Annotated in this window: 23 protein-coding genes and 1 riboswitch; of the genes, 21 read left to right on the forward strand and 2 right to left on the reverse strand. The window is 43.1% G+C overall.

Annotated elements, in window-relative coordinates; translation table 11 throughout:
* Positions 1 to 13 precede the first annotated feature (13 nt).
* Positions 14 to 2428 carry a phenylalanine--tRNA ligase subunit beta gene (gene pheT, locus QRN39_RS07290; RefSeq protein WP_284906681.1) on the forward strand — a complete coding sequence of 805 codons (2415 nt, stop codon included), beginning with the start codon at positions 14 to 16 and terminating at the stop codon, positions 2426 to 2428.
* Between the two features lie 38 nt (positions 2429 to 2466).
* On the opposite strand, the gene rnhC is transcribed toward pheT, so the two are convergent.
* Positions 2467 to 3390, reverse strand: coding sequence for a ribonuclease HIII (rnhC, locus tag QRN39_RS07295; RefSeq protein WP_113387217.1), 924 nt, complete (start codon positions 3388 to 3390; stop codon positions 2467 to 2469).
* A gap of 134 nt (positions 3391 to 3524) precedes the next feature.
* On the opposite strand from rnhC, the gene zapA reads away from it, so the two are divergent.
* The 15 genes from zapA (at position 3525) to QRN39_RS07370 (ending at position 20413) form a co-directional block, all read left to right on the forward strand.
* Positions 3525 to 3782, forward strand: coding sequence for a cell division protein ZapA (gene zapA / locus QRN39_RS07300; RefSeq protein WP_284906684.1), 258 nt, complete (start codon positions 3525 to 3527; stop codon positions 3780 to 3782).
* A gap of 7 nt (positions 3783 to 3789) precedes the next feature.
* Complete coding sequence (locus QRN39_RS07305; RefSeq protein ID WP_003216761.1) at positions 3790 to 4323, forward strand: CvpA family protein; 534 nt, start codon at positions 3790 to 3792, stop codon at positions 4321 to 4323.
* Positions 4324 to 4437: 114 nt separating this feature from the next.
* Positions 4438 to 6150, forward strand: coding sequence for a DNA polymerase/3'-5' exonuclease PolX (gene polX / locus QRN39_RS07310; protein WP_226803815.1), 1713 nt, complete (start codon positions 4438 to 4440; stop codon positions 6148 to 6150).
* A gap of 21 nt (positions 6151 to 6171) precedes the next feature.
* Complete coding sequence (locus tag QRN39_RS07315) at positions 6172 to 8529, forward strand: endonuclease MutS2 (RefSeq protein WP_284907254.1); 2358 nt, start codon at positions 6172 to 6174, stop codon at positions 8527 to 8529.
* 14 nt (positions 8530 to 8543) lie between these two features.
* Complete coding sequence (locus QRN39_RS07320; RefSeq protein ID WP_008345990.1) at positions 8544 to 8948, forward strand: DUF350 domain-containing protein; 405 nt, start codon at positions 8544 to 8546, stop codon at positions 8946 to 8948.
* Between the two features lie 163 nt (positions 8949 to 9111).
* Positions 9112 to 9567 carry an immunity 63 family protein gene (locus QRN39_RS07325; RefSeq protein ID WP_284906686.1) on the forward strand — a complete coding sequence of 152 codons (456 nt, stop codon included), beginning with the start codon at positions 9112 to 9114 and terminating at the stop codon, positions 9565 to 9567.
* Positions 9568 to 9668: 101 nt separating this feature from the next.
* On the forward strand, positions 9669 to 11390 hold the full coding sequence (locus QRN39_RS07330; protein ID WP_226803814.1) for an AMP-binding protein: 1722 nt from the start codon (positions 9669 to 9671) through the stop codon (positions 11388 to 11390).
* Between the two features lie 167 nt (positions 11391 to 11557).
* A complete protein-coding gene (locus QRN39_RS07335) occupies positions 11558 to 12142 on the forward strand; it encodes a TetR/AcrR family transcriptional regulator (protein ID WP_003216590.1) in 585 nt (194 codons plus the stop codon).
* Positions 12143 to 12168: 26 nt separating this feature from the next.
* Positions 12169 to 12948, forward strand: coding sequence for an enoyl-CoA hydratase (locus tag QRN39_RS07340; RefSeq protein WP_003216795.1), 780 nt, complete (start codon positions 12169 to 12171; stop codon positions 12946 to 12948).
* A gap of 31 nt (positions 12949 to 12979) precedes the next feature.
* Complete coding sequence (locus tag QRN39_RS07345) at positions 12980 to 13753, forward strand: electron transfer flavoprotein subunit beta/FixA family protein (RefSeq protein WP_226803813.1); 774 nt, start codon at positions 12980 to 12982, stop codon at positions 13751 to 13753.
* 44 nt (positions 13754 to 13797) lie between these two features.
* On the forward strand, positions 13798 to 14775 hold the full coding sequence (locus tag QRN39_RS07350) for an electron transfer flavoprotein subunit alpha/FixB family protein (protein ID WP_003216494.1): 978 nt from the start codon (positions 13798 to 13800) through the stop codon (positions 14773 to 14775).
* Between the two features lie 75 nt (positions 14776 to 14850).
* Positions 14851 to 16329: an alpha-N-arabinofuranosidase gene (locus tag QRN39_RS07355; RefSeq protein ID WP_284906692.1), complete on the forward strand. Its 1479-nt coding sequence runs from the start codon at positions 14851 to 14853 to the stop codon at positions 16327 to 16329.
* 245 nt (positions 16330 to 16574) lie between these two features.
* On the forward strand, positions 16575 to 16889 hold the full coding sequence (gene trxA, locus QRN39_RS07360) for a thioredoxin (protein WP_003216330.1): 315 nt from the start codon (positions 16575 to 16577) through the stop codon (positions 16887 to 16889).
* A 139-nt stretch (positions 16890 to 17028) separates the two neighbouring features.
* Positions 17029 to 18801, forward strand: coding sequence for an excinuclease ABC subunit UvrC (gene uvrC / locus QRN39_RS07365; protein WP_050943614.1), 1773 nt, complete (start codon positions 17029 to 17031; stop codon positions 18799 to 18801).
* Between the two features lie 63 nt (positions 18802 to 18864).
* Positions 18865 to 19042, forward strand: a riboswitch (Lysine riboswitch).
* A gap of 141 nt (positions 19043 to 19183) precedes the next feature.
* Positions 19184 to 20413 (forward strand): aspartate kinase, encoded by a 1230-nt coding sequence (locus tag QRN39_RS07370; RefSeq protein ID WP_061409010.1) that lies wholly within the window; start codon positions 19184 to 19186, stop codon positions 20411 to 20413.
* A gap of 165 nt (positions 20414 to 20578) precedes the next feature.
* On the opposite strand, the gene QRN39_RS07375 is transcribed toward QRN39_RS07370, so the two are convergent.
* Complete coding sequence (locus tag QRN39_RS07375; protein WP_284906696.1) at positions 20579 to 21022, reverse strand: YslB family protein; 444 nt, start codon at positions 21020 to 21022, stop codon at positions 20579 to 20581.
* Positions 21023 to 21302: 280 nt separating this feature from the next.
* Between QRN39_RS07375 and QRN39_RS07380 the strand changes: the two genes are divergently transcribed.
* The 5 genes from QRN39_RS07380 to QRN39_RS07400 all read left to right on the forward strand — a co-directional run bounded on the left by QRN39_RS07380 (position 21303) and on the right by QRN39_RS07400 (position 25856).
* A complete protein-coding gene (locus QRN39_RS07380) occupies positions 21303 to 21911 on the forward strand; it encodes a succinate dehydrogenase cytochrome b558 subunit (protein WP_106032633.1) in 609 nt (202 codons plus the stop codon).
* Between the two features lie 37 nt (positions 21912 to 21948).
* Positions 21949 to 23709, forward strand: a complete 1761-nt coding sequence (gene sdhA / locus QRN39_RS07385) for a succinate dehydrogenase flavoprotein subunit (protein WP_003216403.1) — start codon at positions 21949 to 21951, stop codon at positions 23707 to 23709.
* Position 23710: 1 nt separating this feature from the next.
* Positions 23711 to 24475 (forward strand): succinate dehydrogenase iron-sulfur subunit, encoded by a 765-nt coding sequence (sdhB, locus tag QRN39_RS07390; RefSeq protein WP_050943616.1) that lies wholly within the window; start codon positions 23711 to 23713, stop codon positions 24473 to 24475.
* 121 nt (positions 24476 to 24596) lie between these two features.
* Positions 24597 to 25058: an acyl-CoA thioesterase gene (locus QRN39_RS07395; protein WP_050943617.1), complete on the forward strand. Its 462-nt coding sequence runs from the start codon at positions 24597 to 24599 to the stop codon at positions 25056 to 25058.
* 78 nt (positions 25059 to 25136) lie between these two features.
* Complete coding sequence (locus QRN39_RS07400) at positions 25137 to 25856, forward strand: biotin--[acetyl-CoA-carboxylase] ligase (RefSeq protein WP_284906700.1); 720 nt, start codon at positions 25137 to 25139, stop codon at positions 25854 to 25856.
* Positions 25857 to 25869: the final 13 nt, after the last annotated feature.

Genomic DNA, 25869 nt, shown 5'->3' on the forward strand with positions numbered 1-25869 from the left:
GGAGGAAATCAACATGTTTGTTTCATATAAATGGTTAGAAGACTATGTCGATTTAGAAGGCATTCAGCCGGATGAATTAGCAGAAAAAATCACAAGAAGCGGAATTGAAGTGGAAGCCGTTGAATATAAAGGCGAAGGCATTAAAGGAGTTGTCGTTGGACACGTCGTGGAGCGAGAACAGCACCCAAATGCCGACAAATTAAACAAATGTCTCGTAGATATCGGAGAAGACGAACCGGTTCAAATTATTTGCGGAGCTCCGAATGTGGATAAAGGACAATATGTGGCTGTCGCAACGGTTGGCGCAGTCCTTCCTGGGAATTTTAAAATTAAAAAAGCAAAGCTGCGCGGCGAAGAGTCTCATGGCATGATTTGTTCTCTGCAAGAATTAGGTGTAGAAAGCAAACTCGTACCAAAGGAATATGCAGAAGGTATTTTTGTTTTCCCAAATGACGTCAAGCCCGGAGATGATGCCCTTCAGGCACTTCAATTAGACGATGCGGTACTTGAGCTTGGCTTAACGCCAAACCGTGCGGATGCCCTGAATATGCTAGGTGTCGCCTATGAGGTTGCAGCCATTTTAGGGAAGGATATCAAACTTCCTGATACAGCACATGACACGTCTTCAGAAAAAGCAGCAGACTATATTTCAGTGAAAATTGAGGATCAAGAAGCGAATCCACTTTATGCTGCGAAGATCATTAAACATGTAAAGATTGGACCAGCACCGCTTTGGATTCAAACAAGATTGATGAATGCAGGCATTCGCCCAATTAACAACGTCGTCGATATTACGAACTTTGTACTGCTTGAATACGGTCAGCCGCTTCATGCATTTGATTATGACCGCTTTGGTTCAAAGCAAGTGGTCGTACGTAAAGCGACTGATAGCGAAAGCATTCAAACACTTGATGAGCAAGAGCGTACACTTTCATCAAAGCATCTTGTGATCACTAATGGGACGAAAGCGCACGCTGTCGCAGGCGTCATGGGCGGTCTTGAATCAGAGGTGCGTGATGAAACGACAACAATTCTTTTAGAAGCGGCATATTTCAACGGTCAAACAGTCCGTCAAGCATCTAGAGACTTGGGGCTTCGCAGTGAATCAAGTACACGATTTGAAAAAGGACTTGATCCGCAGCGTACGAAATCAGCAGCCGAAAGAGCAGCGCAACTGATCAGCATCTATGCAGGTGGTGAAGTGCTAAGCGGGACTGTGGAGGAAAACCACCTTGAAACAAGTATGAATGTCATCCAAGTATCTACTGAGCGTGTGAACAAGGTGCTTGGCATGAGCATTTCAAAAGAAGATATGATTCAAATTTTCAACAAATTGGGCTTTACAGTAGGCGAATCAAATGACGTTCTTGTTGTAACGGTTCCTTCTCGTAGAATGGATATCACGATTGAAGAAGACCTCACTGAAGAAGTTGCGAGATTATATGGCTACGATAATATCCCGTCTACACTGCCTGCGACAGCTGGTACAGTTGGCGGTCTCACGCCATATCAAGTGAAGCGCAGAAAGGTGAGACGCTTCTTAGAAGGCGCAGGTCTTTCTCAAGCGATCACGTATTCATTGACAAATCAGCATAAGTCTACAGCTTTTGCATTGAATCCAGCTTATAAAACGAGACTTTCCCTGCCAATGAGTGAAGAACGAAGTGTGCTTAGACAAAGTCTTCTGCCAAACTTACTTGATTCCGTTGCATATAACCTGGCAAGACAAGCTGATTCATTTGGTTTTTATGAAACGGGTTCTGTGTTCTTAGCAGAAGCTGAAGGAGCAAAACCGGTGGAAAAAGAGCATGTCGCTGGTGCGCTGACAGGCCTATGGCATAAAAATCTTTGGCAGGGCGAGAAAAAAGCCGTCGATTTTTATGTAGCAAAAGGAATTGCAGAAGGTCTATTTGAAAAGCTTGGTGTATCAGACCAAATCACATATGTTCAAGCAGAGCGTGAGGGTCTTCACCCAGGTCGTACAGCAGATGTTCATTTAAATGGAAAAGTCATTGGGTTTGTTGCTGCACTTCATCCAGTCATTGAAAAGGAATTAGATTTAAAAGAAACATATGTCTTCGAGTTTGATTTAACAGATGTGATGACGTCTGAATCGAAGGATATGAAATATACAGCGATTCCGAGATTCCCTGCTGTGACAAGAGATATTGCACTTGTTGTAGATCAGCATATCTCAAGCGGACAGCTGGAGCGGGTCATCTATGAGGCAGGCGGGGATTTACTGACTGATCTATCCGTCTTTGATGTGTATGAAGGTGAACACATGGAAGAAGGCAAAAAATCTGTTGCATTCTCTCTCCAATATTTAAATCCGGAACAAACATTGACAGAGGAAGAAGTCACCGCTGTTCATACAAACGTATTGAAAGCATTAGAAAATACGTATCAAGCCGTCTTGCGCGGTTAAAGAAAAAAGAGCTAAGGCCATATGGGCCTAGCTCTTTTTTATAACCATTTTTTCGCTTTTTTTGTGTTGGCAAAATGCAGCTTTGTAAATTGACGTAAAGCCTCTTCGCCGTGCAGCTTGATGAGCTTTGCAGCCGCCTTGTCCACATGAGGACCGGCTCCTTTTGGAATGTCAAACCCTGCTGCTTTAGATAACTTATCCATTTCAATTAAAAAAGCGTATCTTGCAATAATGGAAGCCGCAGCAACTGACAAATGAATGCCTTCTGCTTTTGTGCTAAAGTACGTCCGCTCCCGAATGATTTTTTTCCCAGCAAGATGCTTGAAATAAATACCCGGTTCTGCAAATTGGTCAATCAAAATAGCTTCAGGCTGTTTCCCATCTAATTTCTCCAGCACAGAGGTGATGACTTGGTTGTGAAGGAGCGCCTTCATTTTTCCTTGGCTCATGCCCTTTTCCTGCATCGCATTGTACTTTTCATTTCGGAGTACGAGCAGGCTGAACGGAATGGTTTTGATGAGATCTTTGGCAATGTTGATAATTTGCGGGTCTTTTAGACCTTTTGAGTCTTTTACGCCAAGCTCTTTCATGAGAGCAAGCTTGCTTGAATCGACATAGGCGGCACAGACCGTTATCGGTCCAAAATAATCACCTGTTCCTACTTCATCTGAACCGATGACGGACATAGAAGCAATCCCTGACGGCGGACTATATTTTGTGACAGCAGGTGCTTTTGGACTTTTCGGATCAGCTGTTTGTAAATGGCTGAATTGACTGGCTTCAGCTTCTGCCTTTTGACCTTGAAATAGCACTTTTCCAGATCGATAGGCTGTAATTGTACAGCCAGGAACCTTTGCTTGAAAAAGGGCGCCTGGTGGTAACGTATCAGTTAAGTGGTGCGCATACGCGCTCTTCATTTTTTTAAGGTCTTCTGATGTTGCTTTTAAGACGGATTGGGGCACAGTGGATAACTCCTTTTTACCTTGATATCATTGATTTCTAAAGTGTACCATAACAGGGAAGGGCTCGTCTTTCCATTCAATGTCTAAACATGTTATGATAGAGACTAGGATTCTCGTGGAATGGAGGAGAAACGTTGTCTGACGGCGGTAAAACGAAAACAACAGTTGAGATTTACGGACAGTCCTATACGATCATCGGTCAAGAAACGAAGATGCATATGCGACACGTTGCTTCAATTGTTGATGATAAAATGAGAGAAATAAATGAAAAAAACCCATACTTTGATATAAACAAATTAGCTGTACTGACAGCAGTCAATGTCGTCCACGACTACTTGAAATTAAAAGAGCAATACGAAAAACTAGAGATTCAGCTTAAAGAAAAGGAATGAAATTACCGTGATCGATATCATCATTTTGTTTTTGCTTCTTATGGGAACGCTTGTCGGTCTAAAACGCGGGTTTATTCTTCAATTTATTAAATTGATCAGCTTTGTTGTTTCTATCTTAGTGGCTTCCATGTTTTATCAGTCACTTGCACCACAGCTTACGTGGATTCCAGCACCTAATTTTAGCGGCGGTCAAGCGCAGCTCGCTTTCTTTAGTGGGAATCTAGAAACAGCTTATTATAATACCATTGCGTTTATCATTCTGTTTATCTTGACCAAAATCCTGCTCGCCATCATTGGCGGATTGCTCACAACCATTGCAAGTATACCTGTGATTAAACAGGTCAACAAACTGCTTGGCGGTGTTTTAGGATTTCTTGAAACCTATCTATTTGTATTTATTCTCTTGTTTGTCGCTGCATTACTTCCAGTCGATGCACTGCAAACAATGTTGAGCAAATCCATATTAGCAGATGCGATCGTAAGCAACACCCCTTATCTGTCCGGTCTTGTTAAAGACTTATGGACGACGTATGGAGTTTAAAAACTTCTCCTTTCTTGGAGAAGTTTTTTCTCATTCCATGACAGAAAGTTGTAGGATGAAGGAAAAGTTTGTATATTTATAAAGGAAGATGCCAAAGCGGCTGGAGGATGAGAGATGAATAAAAAAGATATTATCAAACTTCTTGAAACAATTGCAGTATATATGGAGCTAAAAGGAGATAATCCTTTTAAGATTTCTGCCTTTCGTAAAGCAGCAGCGGCACTGGAGCAAGATGACCGCAGCCTTTCTCAAATAGATGATCTACTAGCATTACCGGGCATTGGAAAAGGAACCTTTGCTGTGATCACTGAGTATATCGAAAAAGGACAATCAGAAACACTCGAACAATTAAAAAAGGAAGTGCCTGAAGGACTTGTCCCGCTTTTGAAATTGCCAGGACTCGGCGGCAAAAAGATCGCTAAGCTTTACCAAGAGCTTGGCGTCCATGATGCACAGTCTCTAAAAGAAGCATGCGAAGTGGAAAAGGTACAAGCGCTTGCTGGCTTCGGCAAAAAAACAGAAGAAAAGATTCTCGCAGCGCTTGAGGAAGCAGGAAAGCAGCCGGAACGACTGCCAATTGGCTTTGCATTAGATGTGGCAGAGCGGATTGATTATGCGCTTGAAGAGATGAAAGGTATCATCCGTTTTTCAAGAGCTGGCAGTTTAAGACGTGCACGCGAAACCGTCAAAGATTTAGATTATATCATTGCAACAGACAATCCTGAGCAAGTCAGAGAGCAGCTCGTTGCACTTGATGATGTGAAAGATGTCATCGCAAGCGGTGATACGAAGGTATCTGTTGTGCTTGCCCTTGATTTTGAGATCAGTGTCGATTTCCGGCTTGTGACAGTAGACCAATTCGCAACTACACTGCACCATTTCACTGGCTCAAAAGATCACAATATTCGAATGCGTCAGCTTGCGAAGGAACGCGGAGAGCGCATTAGCGAATATGGTGTGGAAACAATTGAAACTGGCGAAGTAAAAACGTTTGAAGACGAGAGCGCTTTTTATGCACATTTTCAACTTCCGCTCATTCCGCCAGAAATTCGTGAAACCGGAGCGGAGATTGATACGTATAAAGAAAGTATGCAGTTTGTAGAACTGAAAGATATCAAAGGCGACCTTCATATGCACTCGACATGGAGTGACGGAGCCTTCTCTATTCGTGAAATGGCGGAAGCATGTATCGCAAAAGGCTATGAATACATGGCGATTACAGATCACTCGCAATATTTAAAAGTAGCCAACGGCTTAACAAAAGAACGTTTGCGTCTGCAAGCAAAAGAAATTGACAAGCTTAATCAGGAATTCGAGCATTTTCACATTTTCAAAGGGGTCGAAATGGATATCCTGCCGGATGGATCGTTAGATTATGATGACGACTTTTTAAAAGACATGGATTTTGTCATTGCGTCTATTCATTCTAGCTTCTCTCAGCCGGAAGAAGTCATTATGGAACGCCTTGAAAATGCCTTGCGTAATCAGCATGTCGATTTAATTGCACATCCAACAGGCCGTTTGATCGGCAGACGGGATGGCTATGCCTTAAATATAGACCAACTCATAGAGCTTGCGAAGAAAACGGGCACTGCACTTGAGCTCAACAGCAATCCGTCAAGACTTGATTTGAAAACAGAGCATTTAATCAAAGCAAATGAAGCGGGTGTGCACATCATGATCAATACAGATGCGCACAACATCGCCATGCTGGAACATATGGAAGTCGGTGTAACAGCTGCAAGAAAGGGCTGGACACCAAAAGCAAATGTCGTGAATACTTTTACTCTAAACGAGATCAAAAAGTTTTTAACGCGTGACAGGTAGTCGTTAGGAGGCTGGACCATGCTGCAACAAAAAGTGTTAGCATCATTAGAATTTCATAAAGTAAAAGAAAAAGTGATGTCCTATACCGCATCCACATTAGGAAAAGAAAGAGCGCAGGATTTAACACCTCTGACGGATATAGAAACCATTCAGCATTTGCTGGAAGAGGTAGAAGAAGCGCAAGATGTGATCCGTTTAAAGGGATCTGCGCCATTTGGCGGGTTAACAGATATTAGACGCGCAGTGAAAAGGGCAGAAATCGGCAGTACATTAAGCCCTTCTGAGCTGATGGAAATCGCAGGGCTATTATATGCGGTGAAAAATATGAAGCACTTTCTCACGTCCATGTATGAAGATGGAGTAGATATACCGCGCCTTCATACATATGCTGAGACGCTGATATTACTGCCTGAAATCAGAAAAGAAATCGAAAGCTGTATTGGTGATAATGGAGAAGTGCTTGATCATGCAACTCCTGCACTTCGTTCATTGCGTATTCAATTACGCTCACTAGAATCAAAGGTCCGCGATAAATTAGAAGCGATGATTCGTTCACAATCGGCTTCGAAAATGCTGTCAGACACAATTGTCACCATTCGTAATGACCGGTTTGTTATTCCTGTGAAACAAGAGTACCGCTCGAATTACGGCGGAATTGTTCATGACCAGTCTTCATCAGGGGCGACCCTTTTTATTGAGCCGCAAGTGGTCGTGGATGTAAATAACACCTTGCAGCAAACCCGTTTAAAAGAGAAGCAAGAGGTTGAAAAGATCCTGCAAATGCTGACAGAGAGCGTGTCAGAGCACATTGGGGAACTGCTTCACAATGTAAAGGAACTGCAGACGCTAGATTTTATTTTTGCTAAAGCTAAATATGCAAAGACAGAAAAAGCCACAAAACCTGCTGTGAATGATCAAGGAGAAATCTATTTAAAACGAGCAAGACATCCTCTATTGCCCCGGGATCAAGTTGTCGCAAATGATATTGAGCTCGGTAAAGATTTTTCAACGATCGTGATCACTGGACCAAATACAGGGGGAAAGACCGTTACTTTAAAAACGCTAGGTCTTCTGACGCTGATGACACAGGCGGGCCTCCATATTCCAGTTGAAGAAGGCTCTGAAGTGGCTGTGTTCGACCAAGTCTTTGCTGATATTGGAGACGAACAATCCATTGAACAAAGCTTGAGTACGTTCTCATCTCATATGGTCAATATTGTCGATATCTTAAAGCATTTGACTTCTAATTCTCTCGTCTTATTTGATGAATTAGGGGCAGGAACAGACCCAGCTGAAGGTGCGGCACTTGCGATGAGCATATTAGATGAAGTGCATCAAACGAATGCACGTGTCATCGCAACGACTCATTACCCCGAGCTGAAGGCATATGGGTATAACCGGGAAGGCGTCACAAATGCAAGCGTGGAGTTTGATATTGAAACCTTATCACCAACGTACCGCCTGCTCATCGGTGTGCCTGGACGAAGCAACGCATTTGAAATTTCAAAGCGTCTTGGTTTGCCAGATCACCTTATAGACCGGGCAAAAGCAGATATGCATGCAGAGCATAATGAAGTAGACCAAATGATCGCTTCATTAGAAGATAGCAAGAAACAAGCAGAAGAAGAACTGCATGAGACAGAAGTCTATAGAAAAGAAGCAGAAAAGCTTCATAAAGAATTGCAAAGACAAATTCTTGAATGGAATGAGCAAAAGGACAAACTGCTTGAAGAAGCTGAACAGAAAGCGAAAGAGAAAATTGAACAAGCATCAAAAGAAGCGGAAGATATCATTCAAGAGCTCCGTTCAATAAAAAGTGAACATCGCTCATTCAAAGACCATGAACTCATCGATGCGCGAAAGCGTCTTGAAGAAGCTGTTCCTGAGTTTGACAGGAAAAAGAAGCCAGAGCCAGCGAAAAAAGCAGTAAGACAGCTGAAGGCAGGCGACGAAGTCAAAGTGCTTACCTTCGGGCAAAAAGGAACGCTGCTTGAACAAACAGGCGACAAAGAATGGAGTGTCCAAATGGGCATTCTGAAAATGAAGGTAAAAGAAAAAGACATGGAATTTATCAAATCAGCACCTGAATTTAAGCAAGAAAAAGCCATCACGGCAGTCAAAGGGAAAGATTATCATGTCTCGCTGGAACTCGATTTAAGAGGCGAGCGTTATGAAAATGCCTTAAGCAGAGTCGAAAAATATTTAGATGATGCTGTATTAGCTGGTTATCCGCGTGTGTCTATTATTCACGGTAAAGGAACCGGCGCCCTTAGAAAAGGGGTTCAGGAATTATTGAAACAGCATCGAAGTGTGAAAAATGCTCGTTTTGGCGAACAAGGTGAGGGAGGATCAGGCGTCACCATCGTCGAATTAAAGTAAAAAGGAGAAAACGCATGAAAGCCTTTTGGGAAAATGAACTTGTGGAAATTGCCGCCTATTATAGCGTGGCCGTCCTGTGTCTCGTCTTATTTCTAACCATTTTTGAACTCGTCACCTCCTATAAGAATTGGGAAGAGATTCAGCGGGGGAACTTAGCCGTTGCCATGGCAACAGGCGGGAAAATCTTTGGGATTGCGAATGTGTTTCAGCATTCAATCGCTCAGCACAATTCCCTTCTTCAAATGATTGGATGGGGCGTATACGGCTTTGTGATGCTGCTTGTCAGCTATTTCATTTTTGAATTTTTAACACCACGTTTTAAAGTAGACAAAGAGATTGAAAATGATAATAGAGCGGTCGGGTTTATTTCACTCATCATTTCAGTTGGGCTGTCTTACGTAGTAGCAGCCGGCATTTAAGGAGACGACATGGAAAAGCTAGCAAAAGTATTAATCGTAGTTGCCTGCACTTTTGCGGTCATTGGTGCCGTTTATCTGTTCCTGTGAAATGAAAAAAACAGGCGTTAGAAAGCTGTCAGGGAATCCCTTGGCAGCTTTTATCTCATCAAAGGCGGCGAATGACATGAAGCACATTCTGCAAAAAGACGAACTAATCAAGCGCATTGATACTTGTCTTCAAATGACATCCCTTCCAAGAGACATATACAAACCGTATATTGCACGTCCATTTCAAACGTCAGGATTTTTTGATGATTTGAGTCCCTATATTCAAATCGATTCGAGTGGTTATATCCTCATTCAATATGAACGAGGCATTCAAATGCTGCATAAAAGAACAAAAGTGGTGGATGAAGTCATTTACTGGATTTTAGAAGACACGATTTTTCTCACGGTTTATATCGACATGATGAGGAAGTATCAAGTCGACAACATCCAGACGCATTTACCGAATGACCCTAGTATCCATCAACAGATCGTAGAAAGAGTCAACGACTCATTTCGTGCAATCGGTGGATTATATGAACAGTGGCATCATGAAGGAAAAAGAGCCTCTATCGAAACACCGGCGAAAAAGTAAACATGTGCAATTGAACCAAGCCCTATTAGAAAAAAGCAAACTGCCCTAAGGAAAAGTTTGCTATAATATAATAGTACGAAAGTTCAGGAAGGAGGGTTTTTATGCAGTCAGATAAACGTTGGCTTCTGCATTACCCGAATCAAATTCCCCACGAACTCACCATCCCAAATGAAACATTACAATCTTACTTATTCAGCTCCGCAGAGGCTGCACCTGAGCATACAGCCATTCATTTTCTAGGAAAGAACATCACCTATGAACAGCTGCAAGAAGACGTATTGAAACTAGCCAGTCATCTGCTGAAAATTGGCGTGAAAAAAGGCGACAGAGTAGCGATCATGCTGCCGAACTGTCCTCAATCGGTCATTTCTTATTATGCTGTTTTAATAGCAGGCGGCATCGTTGTTCAAACAAACCCGCTTTATACGGAGAAAGAACTGGAATATCAAATAGAAGACAGCGGCGCCAAAGTGCTGATCACGCTAGATTTGTTGTATCCAAAGGCTTATAAAATGAAAGCGCTGACAAGTATGGAGCACTTAATCGTCACCAAACTACAAGATTATTTACCATTCCCGAAAAACATACTGTTTCCTATTGTGCAAAGAAGAAAAAATAAAATGGTCATCCAAGTGGAGAAAAATGACACCATTCATCACTTCGCGCAGATTATGAAAGAATCGGAAGGTGAACAGCAGATACCCGCACTTGCCTTTGATCCGAAAGAGGATATCGCTGTTTTGCAATATACTGGCGGAACGACCGGGTTACCAAAAGGCGTCATGCTCACACATGAAAATATTTTAGCGAATACTGAAATGTGCGCTTCCTGGATGTATAAAACGACCAGGGGGAAAGAACGCATCCTCGGCATCATTCCGTTTTTTCATGTCTACGGAATGACGACTGTCTTAAATCTTGCTGTCAAAGAAGGGCATTCAATGATTCTACTTCCGCGATTTGACGCAGCTGATACCCTCAAAACGATTGAAAAACAGAAGCCGACGCTCTTTCCAGGTGCACCAACCATGTATATAGCCTTGCTGCATCATCCGAACATTGAAAAGTATGATCTATCGTCCATCACTGCATGTCTAAGCGGCTCAGCGGCACTTCCTGTTGAAGTCAAACAAAGCTTTGAAAAATTAACAGGAGGACGCTTAGTGGAGGGGTACGGACTTTCAGAAACCTCACCCGTCACTCATTCTAACTTTTTATGGGGAGCGAACAAAACAGGCAGCATTGGCTGTCCGTGGCCTAATACAGATGCCGGTATTTATTGCGAGGAAACCGGAGGCCTCAAAGAACCATATGAGCATGGAGAAATCATTGTCAAAGGGCCCCAGATCATGAAAGGATACTGGAATCAGCCAGAGGAGACAGAGGCTGTATTACGAGATGGCTGGTTTTTCACCGGAGATATAGGGTATATGGATGAAGACGGTTTTTTCTATATCGTCGACCGGAAAAAAGATGTCATCATTGCGAGCGGCTATAATATTTACCCAAGAGAAGTCGAAGAAGCCCTTTATGAGCATGAGCTTGTACAAGAAGTCGTCGTCGCAGGTATTCCAGATCCGTACAGAGGAGAAACAGTGAAAGCATTTATTGTAACAAAAAAGGATGCCTACTTAACAGAGGACGAACTTGATCGCTTTGTCAGGACGAGAATTGCCTCATTTAAAGTACCGCGCGTGTATGAATTTAAAGAGTCACTGCCTAAAACAGCCGTCGGGAAGATTTTGCGCAGAGTATTAATTGAAGAAGAAAAAAGAAAGCACGCTTCTTCATCTGAAACGCCTGCCGATCAACCGAAAACATAACGGCTTCATCATCCGGTCCACCGGCCGGATGATTTGAATGTTGACCGCCTCCTCTGGTATGCTAAAGGTGGAAAAGAAAGAAGAAGATCACTTGACAAATCGCCCGTTTCTTTTTAACATAAAGTTATGAATGAATACTCATTCAATTCAGAAAGGGACGAAGCACATTGAAGCAGAAAAGACCGAAGTACATGCAAATTATTGATGCAGCAGTTGTGGTGATTGCAGAGAACGGCTATCACCAATCACAAGTTTCAAAAATTGCGAAACAAGCAGGGGTAGCAGACGGAACCATTTATCTTTATTTCAAAAATAAAGAGGATATTTTGATCTCATTGTTCAAAGAAAAAATGGGACAATTCATCGAACGAATGGAAACAGATATTCAAAAGAAACCGTCGGCGAAAGAAAAGCTTCTACTGCTCATTGAGGAGCATTTTCGTATGCTTGCGCAAAATCATCATTTGGCTCTTGTGACACAGCTTGAACTCAGGCAGTCAAACCTTGAGCTGCGGCAAAAAATCAATGAGGTGCTGAAAGGGTATTTAAATATGCTCGAGTCGATATTAGCAGAAGGAAAGAAAACAGGAGAATTCAGACAAAATCTAGATGTCCGCTTAGCGAGACAAATGGTATTTGGGACGATTGATGAAACCGCTACAACATGGGTCATGAATGATCAAAAATATGATCTTCCTGCACTCGCAGAAAACGTACGTGATCTACTCTTAAACGGAATACATCAATCTTAAAGACATTTTGAAAAAGGATGATTGACATGGAAAAGATACTCACCTTACATCATGAAGGACAGACAGCACTTATCACGATTCAGCACCCACCAGCAAACGCCTTATCTTCTCAGCTGCTCACCGAGCTTAATGACATGTTTGACCAGCTCGAACAAAATGAAGAAGTAAGAGCCATTGTGATCCACGGGGAAGGAAGATTTTTCTCAGCAGGAGCTGATATTAAGGAATTTACGACGTTACAGGAAGAGTCTGACTATTCAAGCCTTGCAGACAGAGGGCAGCAGGTCTTTGAACGGATTGAACAATGTCCAAAACCGGTCATTGCCTCAATTCACGGAGCGGCATTAGGCGGGGGCCTTGAGCTTGCCATGTCTTGTGATATCCGAATCGCAACAAAGGATGCGAAGCTTGGATTGCCGGAACTAAACCTCGGCATCATTCCGGGATTCGGCGGTACGCAGCGCCTGCCGCGCTATGTTGGTTCTGCTAAAGCGCTGGAAATGATGGGTACAGCTGAACCGATTACAGGTGAAGAAGCATTTGCCTGCGGACTTGTTTCAAAGCTGGCAGAAACAGAAGAAGAGGCGCTCGAAGCAGCCAAAACACTTGCGTCAAAATTTGCAACGAAAAGTCCAAAATCACTCGAGTATGTGCTGGATTTATTGAACGCAACAAAATTGTATTCATATGATGGCGGAATGAAGCTAGAAGCCAAAAAGTTCGGTGAGATTTTCCAATCGAATGACGCCAAAGAAGGCATCCAAGCCTTTATCGAAAAGCGCAAACCGAATTTTAAAGGGGAATAAAGGATTCAAACGAAACAAGGGGGAGAAATGGATGAATATATTTGTTTTGATGAAGCGTACGTTTGACACGGAAGAGAAGATTTCCATTCAGTCTGGTGCAATTCAAGAAGATGGAGCAGAGTTCATTATTAATCCTTATGACGAGTACGCCATAGAAGAAGCCATCCAGCTTCGCGACGAGCACGGGGGAGAAGTGACCGTTGTGACAGTTGGCAGTGAGGATGCGGAAAAGCAGCTGAGAACAGCGCTTGCTATGGGCTGCGATCAAGCCGTTTTATTAAATGTGGAAGACGACTTAGAAGAGTGGGATCAATATTCAGCTTCTACGATTCTTTACCATTATTTAAAAGACAAAGAGGCTTCCTTGATCTTAGCAGGGAATGTGGCAATTGACGGTGGCTCTGGACAGGTTGCCCCGCGTCTTGCTGAATTACTTGGGTTTTCATATGTCACAACGATTACAAGTATTCAAATTGACGGCGGCTCTGCTTCGATTGAACGAGATGCAGAAGGTGATGTGGAAGTCATTTCTGCTGAGCTCCCGCTTGTCGTCACTGCGCAGCAAGGTCTCAACGAGCCTCGCTATCCATCATTACCAGGCATTATGAAGGCAAAGAAAAAGCCTTTAGAAGAATTGGAACTAGATGATTTAGATCTGGATGAAGATGATGTGCCATATAAAATCAAAACAATTGAACGTTTCTTACCGGAGAAAAAAGAGGGTGGCAAGGTGCTGAACGGTGAGCTTCAGGATCAAGTCAAAGAACTGACAGATTTATTAAGAAATGAAGCAAAGGTCATCTAAACATCCACTTTACGATATCACGAGAACAAGGGGGAACTTGAAAGATGAGTAAAAAAGTTGTTGTACTTGGAGAAAGTCGTGACGGTAAATTAAGAAATGTGACATTTGAAGCGATTGCTGCCGCTCATCAAGTGGCAGATGGCGGTGAAGTCATTGGCGTGTTAATAGGGGATGACGTCAAAGACCAAGCGAATGAACTGCTATACTATGGAGCGGATCATGTCATGATTGTGGAGCATCCGCACCTTTCATACTATACGTCAGATGGTTTTGCGCAGGCACTTCAAGCCATATTAGATCAGGTTGACCCAGATGCCGTCCTCTTTGGCCATACGTCTATCGGAAAAGACTTGTCGCCGAAAATAGCTGCACGCTTGCAGACTGGTTTAATTTCAGATGCGATTGATGTAAGCGTTACCGGAGAACATCTTGTTTTCACAAGACCGATTTACTCTGGAAAAGCCTTCGAAAAAGTGATTTCAACAGATCGTCTGCTTTTGGCCACCATACGCCCGAACAACGTGGCACCTCTTGAGCGGGATGCCTCACGAAGCGGTGACATTACACCGGTTTCTGTCGATATTCAGAACCTGCGAACGATCGTGAAGGAAGTCATTAAAAAAACGTCAGAAGGTGTAGATTTATCTGAAGCAAAAGTTATCGTCGCCGGGGGACGCGGGGTCAAGAGTAAGGAAGGGTTTGAACCGCTGAATGAACTCGCTGAGACGCTGGGCGCAGCAGTCGGTGCCTCGCGTGGTGCCTGTGACGCAGACTACTGTGATTATGCCCTGCAAATTGGGCAAACAGGCAAGGTCGTCACACCTGATCTCTATATTGCGTGCGGGATATCAGGAGCGATTCAGCATTTAGCCGGGATGTCTAACAGTAAAGTCATTGTGGCGATTAACAAAGACCCAGAAGCTGAGATCTTCAAAATTGCCGATTACGGAATCGTCGGTGACTTGTTTGAAGTGGTACCGCTTTTGAATGAAGAGTTAAAAAAGATGAATATCCACTCGTAACGCTCATACACTCAGAATGCCTAGGTATTCTGGGTTTTTTTGTATGTAATCAATACACAAAGGAGCGGTTGATAAGTGAAGGGAACAGTAAAAGTGAATGACGTGATCGGACGTATTTCTAAACACATCTATGGACATTTTCAAGAGCATTTAGGAAGAGGGATTTATGATGGGATTTGGGTCGGAAAAGATTCAGAGATCGATCATATTGAGGGGATTCGTACGGATGTGCTAAAAGCCCTTCAAGAATTACATATTCCGGTGCTTAGGTGGCCGGGCGGCTGCTTTGCAGACGAGTATCATTGGGCAAATGGTGTAGGTGATCTCAGCGAACGAAAGCCGATGGTGAACACTCATTGGGGTGGTACGGTTGAATCCAATGAATTTGGTACACATGAGTTTATGAAATTGTGTGAGCTGCTTGAATGTGAGCCTTATATTTGCGGAAATGTGGGAAGTGGGACTGTTCAAGAATTAGCAGACTGGGTCGAGTACATCACCTTTCCAAAGGGAACACCTATGTCTGATTGGCGCATTCAAAATGGAAAACAAGAACCTTGGGATTTGACCTATGTTGGTGTAGGAAACGAAAGCTGGGGCTGTGGCGGGAATATGACGCCTGAATACTATGCCGATTTATATAAACGATATCAAACGTATGTGAGAGAGTTTGCAGGTCAATCCATATACAAAATTGCGTGCGGAGCCAATTCAAATGATGTGAATTGGACAAAAGTATTAATGGAGCGCGCCGCACCTTGGATGGATGGACTCAGTTTGCATTACTACACTGTACCTGGTACGTGGGAGAAGAAAGGGTCAGCGACTGAATTTGATGAAGATGAATGGTTTATTACGTTGAAAAAAGCCTATGAGATGGAACGGCTTGTCGTGGATCATGGAGAGATCATGGATCGTTATGATCCAGACAAGCGAATCGGGATGATCATTGATGAATGGGGGACATGGTATGACCCAGAACCAGGAACAAACCCAGGGTTTTTGTATCAGCAAAACACACTAAGAGACGCACTTGTTTGTGCCCTTCATTTTCATATCTTTCATCGTCATTGCCAGCGGATTCATATGGCGAATATTGCCCAGACGGTCAATGTTCTGCAAGCAATGGTGTTAACGGAAGACGAAAAGATGCTTCTGACGCCTACGTATCATGTGTTTCACATGTTTCAAGTGCATCAAGAGGAAGAAGTACTTGAAGTGGAGTTCGTGTCAACGTCTTATGAACGCAGAGGAGAAAAAATACCTCAGGTTAGCGTGTCAGCTTCGCGTTCGTCAGATAAGATGCATATTAGCTTCTGTCACCTGAATCCGCATGAACAAAACGAAGTATCCCTTGCCATTGAAGGTATGGATGCAGAAACGAAAGTCACGGGCCGCGTGCTGACAGCAGACCGCATGAATGCGCACAACACATTTGCTGATCCTCATGCTGTCCAGCCAGCAGAGTTTCAGCAATTTGCTGTAAAACCCGGTGAGTTGAGCATAGAGCTGCCGCCAATGTCTGTGGTGATGATTACGATTGATCTCGCTTGATCGCATATTTAGATGTTTGATGAGCAGGATGTTGGGGCATCATACATTGTAAACGAAGCGGAAAGGGAGTTATTTATATGCTTAGAACGATTCTCATGATTATCGGTGCAATTGTTGTCATTGGTGCGATTGTACGGTTTGTTTTTTAATTCATTTCATAAAAAATGATTCGTAAGCATTTCATTCGCAAGTCACATTGGTAGATGCTATACTAAAAAGCATAATTTACATTGGAGGAATGAATAATGGCAATCGTAAAAGCTACTGACGCAACATTTTCACAAGAAACTGCAGAAGGTGTTGTTATTGCGGACTTTTGGGCACCATGGTGCGGACCTTGTAAAATGATTGCTCCAGTTCTTGAAGAACTTGATCAAGAAATGGGCGATAAAATGAAAATTGTAAAAATTGATGTAGACGATAACCAAGAAACTGCTGGTAAATACGGCGTGATGAGTATCCCAACACTTCTTGTTTTAAAAGACGGTGAAGTGGTAGAAACTTCTGTTGGTTTCAAACCAAAAGAAGCACTTGCTGAGCTTGTTAACAAACATCTATAAACCTGTCTATGCCCAATCGGCATACTCACTAAAGCGGTTCTCGTAAAGACGAGAGCCGCTTTTCTTTCAACATGGTATAAAACAAATGTTCGTGATACACTAGAAGGAGTGAAAGAGGAAAACAAGGACGGATGAAAAGATGAACAAACTGATCAAAGAAAAGCTATCGGTCTTGCCAGATCAACCAGGCTGCTATTTAATGAAAGATCGGCAAAATACAGTCATTTATGTGGGGAAGGCAAAGGTCTTAAAAAATAGAGTACGATCTTATTTCACTGGATCTCATGACGCCAAAACGCAGCGGCTTGTCAGTGAAATTGAGGACTTTGAATACATTGTCACCTCTTCTAATATCGAGGCACTCATTTTAGAGCTGAATTTAATCAAAAAATACGACCCAAAATACAATGTCATGCTCAAGGATGACAAAACGTATCCTTTTATTAAAATTACGAATGAACGGCATCCTAAGCTGATCGTCACACGCAATGTGAAGAAGGATAAAGGGAAATATTTCGGTCCATACCCGAACGTTCAAGCAGCAAGAGAAACGAAAAAGCTGCTCGACCGTTTATATCCTCTCAGAAAATGTAGCACCCTCCCTGACCGTGTCTGTCTCTATTATCATCTTGGACAATGTCTCGCGCCATGTGTGTATGACATTTCTGAAGAAACGAATAAGCAGCTCGTGGACGAAATCATAAGGTTTCTAAACGGAGGACACCAGCAAATCAAAAAAGAACTCACCGAAAAGATGCAGGAAGCCGCCGAACAATTAGAGTTCGAACGGGCAAAAGAACTGAGAGACCAAATCGCGTATATCGACTCTACGATGGAAAAGCAGAAAATGACGATGAGCGATTTATCAGATCGAGATGTTTTTGCATATGCCTATGACAAGGGCTGGATGTGTGTCCAGGTCTTCTTCATCAGGCAAGGGAAATTGATTGAACGTGATGTCAGCCTGTTTCCTATGTATCAAGACCCTGAGGAAGAGTTTCTCACATTTATGGGACAATTTTATGCAAAGAACAACCACTTTCTGCCGAAGGAAATTTTGGTGCCAGATAGCGTAGATCAAGAGATGATTGAACAATTGCTTGAGACGAACGTTCATCAGCCGAAAAAAGGAAAGAAAAAGGATTTGCTATTACTTGCCCATCAAAATGCCAAAATCGCCTTAAAAGAAAAATTTTCGCTCATTGAGCGTGATGAAGAGCGGTCCATTGGTGCAGTGAAGCAGCTTGGAGATGCACTAAATATTTATATGCCTTACCGGATTGAGGCATTTGATAACTCGAATATTCAAGGTGCAGACCCGGTTTCTGCCATGGTCGTCTTTCAGGACGGGAAGCCGTATAAAAAGGAATACCGAAAATACAAAATTAAAACCGTCACAGGTCCAGATGATTATGCATCGATGCGTGAAGTCATTAGAAGGCGATATACCCGCGTGTTAAAGGATGAGCTCCCGCTACCAGATTTGATTTTAATTGACGGAGGAAAGGGACAGATCAATGCAGCGATAGATGTGCTTGAAAATGAATTGAATCTGTCTGTTCCAGTAGCAGGTCTAGTCAAAGATGAAAAGCACCGGACATCCAATTTGATGATGGGCGATACACTGGAAATTGTTGCACTAGAGCGAAATAGCCAGGCCTTCTATTTATTGCAGCGCATTCAAGATGAAGTGCACCGGTTCGCGATTAGCTTTCACCGGCAGCTGCGCGGAAAAAATGCATTTCAATCTATTTTAGACGATGTGCCAGGTATCGGAGAAAAGCGTAAAAAACAGCTTCTTAAACATTTTGGCTCTGTGAAAAAGATGAAAGAAGCCTCTATCCAAGACTTTCAGGAGGCTGGTATCCCGAAACAAACGGCCGAGCTTTTAATGGAAGCTTTAAAAAAATAGATTGTACTTTTTCCAAAAGTCTGTTAAGATTGTGACTAAATTTAATAAATGAACGTGTTGTTTGTTGAAGATAGAGGTGCGAACTTCAAGAGTAAGCCTTCAGAGATCGATGGGATCTAGGAAGAGGGCTAAAAGGGGAGCGTCGCCGAAGTGAATAAAATCCACTCATTTTATTCGCTGGCTGTACATTGAAGAAATGTAGGGCTGTCAAGAATGTATTTCTTGGAGGGCTATCTCATTGTTTGCATCGTTTGATGATGATTATAAAGCAATGGGAGATCTGTTCTCTCATTGCTTTTTTTATTTGCAGTGAGCAGGCAGTCTCCAAAGCCGCTTCTTGCCTCTTCTCTCACACGTGATCTTTTGAAAAAGGGTGGTAGACATGGGACTAATTGTACAAAAATTTGGCGGAACGTCTGTTGGATCGACAGAAAAAATTCGCAATGCTGCAGAAAGGGTCATCGCTGAACGCGAGGCCGGACATGATGTGGTTGTGGTTGTGTCGGCAATGGGTAAATCAACGGATGTTCTAGTAGACCTAGCGAAAGAACTCACAGATCATCCGAGCAAAAGAGAAATGGATATGCTGCTCGCAACTGGAGAGCAAGTGACCATTTCCTTATTAACGATGGCGCTGCAAGCAAAAGGCTATGATGCGATTTCCTTTACAGGCTGGCAGGCTGGTATGAAAACAGAGCAGGTACACGGTAACGCAAGAATCGTGGACATCGATGAATCAAGAATAAAAGAGGAATTAAGTGCTGGGAAAGTCGTTGTTGTGGCAGGCTTCCAAGGAATTGCAGATGACCTGCATATTACAACACTTGGACGCGGTGGATCAGATACGACGGCTGTAGCACTTGCTGCCGCACTAAAAGCGGATAAATGTGATATTTACACAGATGTACCAGGAGTATTTACGACAGATCCGCGCTATGTACCGGCCGCGCGGAAGCTTGCAGGTATTTCATACGATGAGATGCTCGAACTGGCTAATTTAGGAGCTGGTGTCTTGCATCCGAGAGCTGTCGAATTTGCGAAAAATTATCAAGTCCCACTAGAAGTCCGTTCTAGTATTGAAAATGAATCGGGTACGTTAATTGAGGAGGAATCATCCATGGAACAAAATTTAGTCGTCAGAGGCATTGCATTTGAGGATCAGATTACACGCGTGACGGTGTGCGGTCTTTCAAGCGGTCTCACCACATTATCGACCATTTTTACGACACTTGCGAAACAAAATATCAATGTGGATATCATCATTCAGTCCGTCACAAGCACCAATCAGACGTCGATCTCTTTCTCTGTGAAAACGGATGATTTGTCTAAAACAGTTGAAGTGTTAGAAGAATATAAAGGAGCACTTGGCTACGAACAGATCGAGACAGAAAGCAAATTAGCCAAAGTATCTATCGTTGGATCTGGTATGGTCTCAAATCCAGGCGTAGCCGCTGAAATGTTCGCTGTGTTAGCGGAAAAAGACATACAAGTGAAAATGGTCAGTACGTCTGAAATCAAAGTCTCAACAGTGGTTGGCCGTGACGATATGGTCAAAGCAGTTGAAGCGTTGCACGATGCGTTTGATTTATCAAAGGTAGCTGCCCATTCTTAAACAGGCAGGGAGGTGTATCTCTTAAAAGAGTGCACCTCTTTTTTATATCCGAAACCCCCATACTAGAAAGGAAAACGTACGTAAACCCATTCACTAAGTATGCTATGATAGAAGAAGGCAAACAAAAAAGGCGTGACCTAAAGTCCGCGCCTTTCATAAAGAGTGTTAGCTAGGGTCTCTTAAATCCCATTTAACGGTTAAAATGACTTTATCAGCACGCTTTTTCACTTGTTCATAAGATTCAGCCACGTGCTCGTTCAGAAGCTGGATTTGTTCAGCAATAAAACCTGCTTCCATCTGAAAGCATGGCTCCTTTTGATAGGTAAGTCGATTTGATACAAGTGGTCCTTCGAGCTCAAACTCAATTTCCTGTTTTTTCGAATGGACCATCGTGAGAGTTCCCCATCCGGCATCATGGAAAAATTCGGGGATTTTCTCCCATGACTCTTGAGGGAATTTACGAGCAAGCAGCTTACCCGCAAAATACATCATAGATGAATGATCCTGACCCAAAATATCAGGCAGCAGAACTTCGCGTATCAGCTCGTAGGCAAATCCATTGATTTCAATTTCTTTTAGCTGTTCTAAGTTAGATTCGAATTTATTCATTGTACGGCTCCCCTCTTTCAACAATTTATTATAGCTTATGTGAGCATATGATGACAGAGTTTTCCCTGAAGTCTAAGAAATTCTTATTGTAGTAAAACGAATTTTGATTTAAAACTTTTAAATTTCGGAAAATTTTAATTTATGTACGCGGTTTCTTGACGCTTTTTTGACATAGGAGTAAAATGAAATTGTCAATAAATTTGAATAAAGTGCTTACAATTGAAAGAAGCGGGGGTAAGACAATTTTCAGCAATTGCACTTTTTACTAGGGGGTAAAGTAATGTCGGGGAACAAAGAATTTTTTTATCGGAGATTGCATTCTTTGCTTGGCGTCATTCCGGTCGGTCTATTTTTAATTCAGCACTTAGTGATTAACCACTTTGCGACGAATGGACCAGAGGCGTTTAACAAAGCTGCACACTTTATGGAACAGCTTCCATTCAGATATGCACTTGAGCTGTTCGTGATTTTCTTACCACTGATCTATCATGCTGTTTATGGGGTGTACATAGCCTTTACGGCACAAAACAATACGTCTCGCTTCAGTTACTTAAGAAACTGGTTGTTCAGACTGCAAAGGATTTCAGGTATCATCACATTGATTTTTGTGACTTGGCATGTATGGGAAACACGAATTCAAGCTCAGCTTGGAGCTGAAGTGAACTATGACATGATGGCGAATATTTTAAGCTCTCCATTTATGCTAGGCTTCTATATTGTCGGCGTTTTATCTACTATTTTCCACTTTGCTAATGGCTTGTGGTCATTTGCTGTCAGCTGGGGAATTACTGTTTCACCACGCTCACAAAGAATCTCCACATATGTGACATTAGGTATATTTATAGCGCTTTCATATGTAGGGCTAAGAGCAATTTTCGCTTTTGTTTAAGAGGAAATAGATTAGTAGAAGAGGGAGAGGGGCTACAATGAGTAATTCTAGCATCATCGTTGTCGGAGGCGGCTTAGCTGGTCTCATGGCAACTATTAAAGCAGCAGAAGCGGGAACAGCTGTTAAACTATTTTCAATCGTACCTGTAAAACGTTCGCATTCTGTATGTGCACAGGGCGGAATCAACGGAGCGGTGAATACAAAAGGTGAAGGGGATTCACCTTATGAGCATTTTGACGACACGGTGTATGGCGGAGACTTCTTAGCCAACCAGCCGCCAGTTAAGGCAATGTGTGAAGCAGCGCCGTCCATTATCCATTTACTTGATCGGATGGGTGTGATGTTTAACAGAACACCAGAGGGATTATTGGACTTCCGCCGCTTCGGGGGAACACAGCACCACCGTACAGCATTTGCTGGAGCTACAACAGGCCAGCAGCTATTATATGCACTTGATGAGCAGGTTCGCCGCTATGAAGTAGCAGGACTTGTCACGAAATATGAAGGCTGGGAATTCCTTGGCGCTGTGTTAGATGACGAGGAAGTATGCCGAGGCATTGTCGCGCAGAACTTAACAACAATGGAAATTGAATCCTTCCGTTCAGATGCAGTGATCATGGCAACAGGCGGTCCTGGAATCGTGTTCGGAAAATCAACGAACTCCATGATTAACACTGGATCTGCTGCATCTATCGTCTATCAGCAAGGGGCTCATTACGCAAATGGAGAATTCATTCAAATTCACCCAACAGCGATCCCTGGAGATGACAAGCTTCGTCTCATGAGTGAATCGGCTCGTGGTGAAGGCGGACGTGTTTGGACATATAAAGACGGGAAGCCTTGGTACTTCCTAGAAGAAAAATATCCAGCATACGGAAACCTTGTACCGCGTGATATTGCAACACGTGAGATCTTTGACGTATGTGTCGAGCAAAAGCTTGGCATCAACGGAGAGAACATGGTATATCTCGATCTTTCTCATAAAGATCCAAAAGAACTTGATATTAAACTTGGCGGCATCATTGAAATCTATGAAAAATTCATGGGTGATGACCCGCGTAAGCTTCCAATGAAAATTTTCCCTGCTGTTCATTACTCAATGGGCGGATTATGGGTTGATTATGATCAAATGACGAATATCAAAGGCCTATTTGCTGCCGGAGAATGTGATTACTCTATGCACGGCGGAAACAGACTTGGTGCAAACTCACTGCTTTCAGCCATTTACGGCGGAATGGTCGCTGGACCAAATGCTGTGAAGTACATTAGCGGTCTTGAAAAGTCTGCGGAAGACCTATCTTCTGCAACATTTGACAGCGCCGTGAAGAAAGAGCAGGAGAAATGGGACAACATCCTTGGCATGGACGGAACAGAAAATGCGTACGTGCTTCATAAAGAGCTTGGAGAATGGATGACGGATAACGTCACAGTTGTTCGTTACAATGACAAACTCTTAAAAACAGATCAGAAAATCGAAGAACTAATGGAGCGCTACAAGCAGATCAACATCAACGATACAGCTTCATGGAGCAACCAAGGCGCTGCCTTCACACGTCAGCTTGACAACATGCTTCAGCTGGCAAGAGTCATTACGATCGGGGCTTACAACCGGAATGAGAGCCGAGGCGCACACTACAAACCGGACTTCCCAGAGAGAAACGATGAAGAGTTCCTAAAAACAACGATGGCTACGTTCAAAGGAAAAAATCAAAAGCCTGCATTCCACTATGAGGACGTCGATGTATCGTTAATTGCACCTCGTAAACGAGATTACTCGAAGAAAAAGGTGGAGAAATAAGATGAGTGAAAAAAACACGATTCAATTCATAATCACACGTCAAGATACAGCAGATGGAAAGCCTTATGATGAAGAATTCGAAATCCCTTACCGCCCAAATATGAACGTCATTTCCGCACTCATGGAAATTAGACGGAACCCGGTCAATAAACAAGGGAAAAAAACAACGGCGATCAACTGGGATATGAACTGTCTTGAAGAGGTGTGCGGAGCTTGTTCTATGGTCATTAATGGAAAGCCGCGCCAATCATGTACAGCTCTTATTGATCAATTAGACCAGCCGATTCGTCTTCAGCCGATGAAGACATTCCCGGTTGTGAGAGATTTGCAGGTTGATAGAAGCCGGATGTTCAATTCCTTGAAAAAGGTGAAAGCATGGGTACCGATCGATGGCACGTATGACCTTGGTCCTGGACCAAGAATGCCTGAGAAAAAACGTCAATGGGCTTATGAGCTTTCGAAATGTATGACATGTGGTGTCTGCCTTGAAGCTTGTCCAAACGTGAATGATAAATCTTCCTTTATGGGACCTGCACCGCTTTCGCAAGTTCGTTTATTTAACGCACATCCGACAGGTGCGATGAATAAGTCTGACCGTCTAGAAGAAATTATGGGGGACGGTGGTCTTGCGAACTGCGGGAACTCCCAAAACTGTGTGCAGTCTTGTCCGAAAGGAATCCCGCTGACAACGTCAATTGCTGCACTTAACCGAGATACAACTTTACAAGCATTCCGTAACTTCTTCGGAAGCGATCACGCAGAATAACATCACATTCAGTCCTCTTTGCCAATCATGATGAGTGTTTAAGAGGCTGGATGCAATATTGAAACAAACGCCTCTTCCAATACGGGAGAGGCGTTTTGTTTCCAAATAAGGAGATGATCAAGTGAGATTGCCGTCATATATTGAAGCACCGTTTGAAGAGTGGAGGGCATCCTTTCGATTTTATGTCGAAACGACCGTTCGGTTTTCAGAAACGGATATGTTTGGCCACATGAACAATGTTACCCCTTTTGTGTATTTTGAAGAGGCGCGCATTGCCTTTTTTCAAAAAACAGGAATTGTTGATAAACGGATGAAACGTGTGCGAGAAACCATGACAGTCGTCGCTAACCTGCAATGTGATTACATCAAGCAGGTAGAGATTGGAGAGAGGCTTCGAGTGTATGTTAAGCCTGAGAAGGTCGGCTCAAGCTCACTCATTCTTCATTATTTAGGAGAAAATGAACAGCAGGAGCCATGCTTTACAGGCTCAGTCACCATGGTGCAAATTAGTAAAGATACAGGCACATCTGTCCCATTTACTGAAGAAGAAAAAGAGACATTTAGGGCGCAGCGAAATGAGTAGCATGCTGGCTCATCAACGTGCACGCTTCATTTTGTTATAATAAAAGCACCATATCAAGAAGAAACAAGAGGAGAACATATGAAGATTTTTCAATATGACACCATTGATAGTACAAATAATGAAGCGAAAAGGCTCATGCAGCAAGGAGAAAAGCCCTCATTTGCTGTCTATGCACGCCAGCAGACAGAAGGAAGAGGCAGACTCGGCAGGCCGTGGGAAACACCTTTAGGGAATGTGGCAGTGACCATGACAGTCATGCCGCCAGAAGAACTCTCCACCCAGTCAACGATCGCCCCGCTAACAGCGCTAGCAATCTATGATGTGCTGAAACCACTCATAAGAGCGGACGATCAGCTGGCGATCAAATGGCCGAATGATATCCTCATTAATGAAGCAAAGGTATCCGGCACATTAATTGAAGCAGATCGCAGCGCCATTTATATCGGTGTTGGCATCAATGTAGAGACGAAGCCGGAGCATGTCCCGTACAAAACCATTTGCTTATCAGAGCTGACAGAGGTGAAAGCCGATCAGCTAGTGAAAGACCTGGCAGCGGCTTTTAAAAAATACCATACACGCTGGCAGAATGAAGGGTTTGAAGCACTCACTGCCCTTTATAATAAACGGTTATATCGTCTAAACAAGCCGCTTCGCATTTCGTTAGATCGTGAAAAACAAACATGGGAAGAAGGCATTTGCTGCGGCGTTAACCGCTTTGGTCATCTTAAGCTAAAAGATGATAAAGGACAGATCAAAGCTCATTCTGCCGGAGATATTGATGCCCCGCTTCAGCATTAAAAAAAGCAGACGA

It is taken from the genome of Bacillus sp. lyk4-R2A-2 (genome assembly GCF_030209735.1).
GTDB classification, from domain to species: domain Bacteria; phylum Bacillota; class Bacilli; order Bacillales; family Bacillaceae; genus Bacillus; species Bacillus pumilus.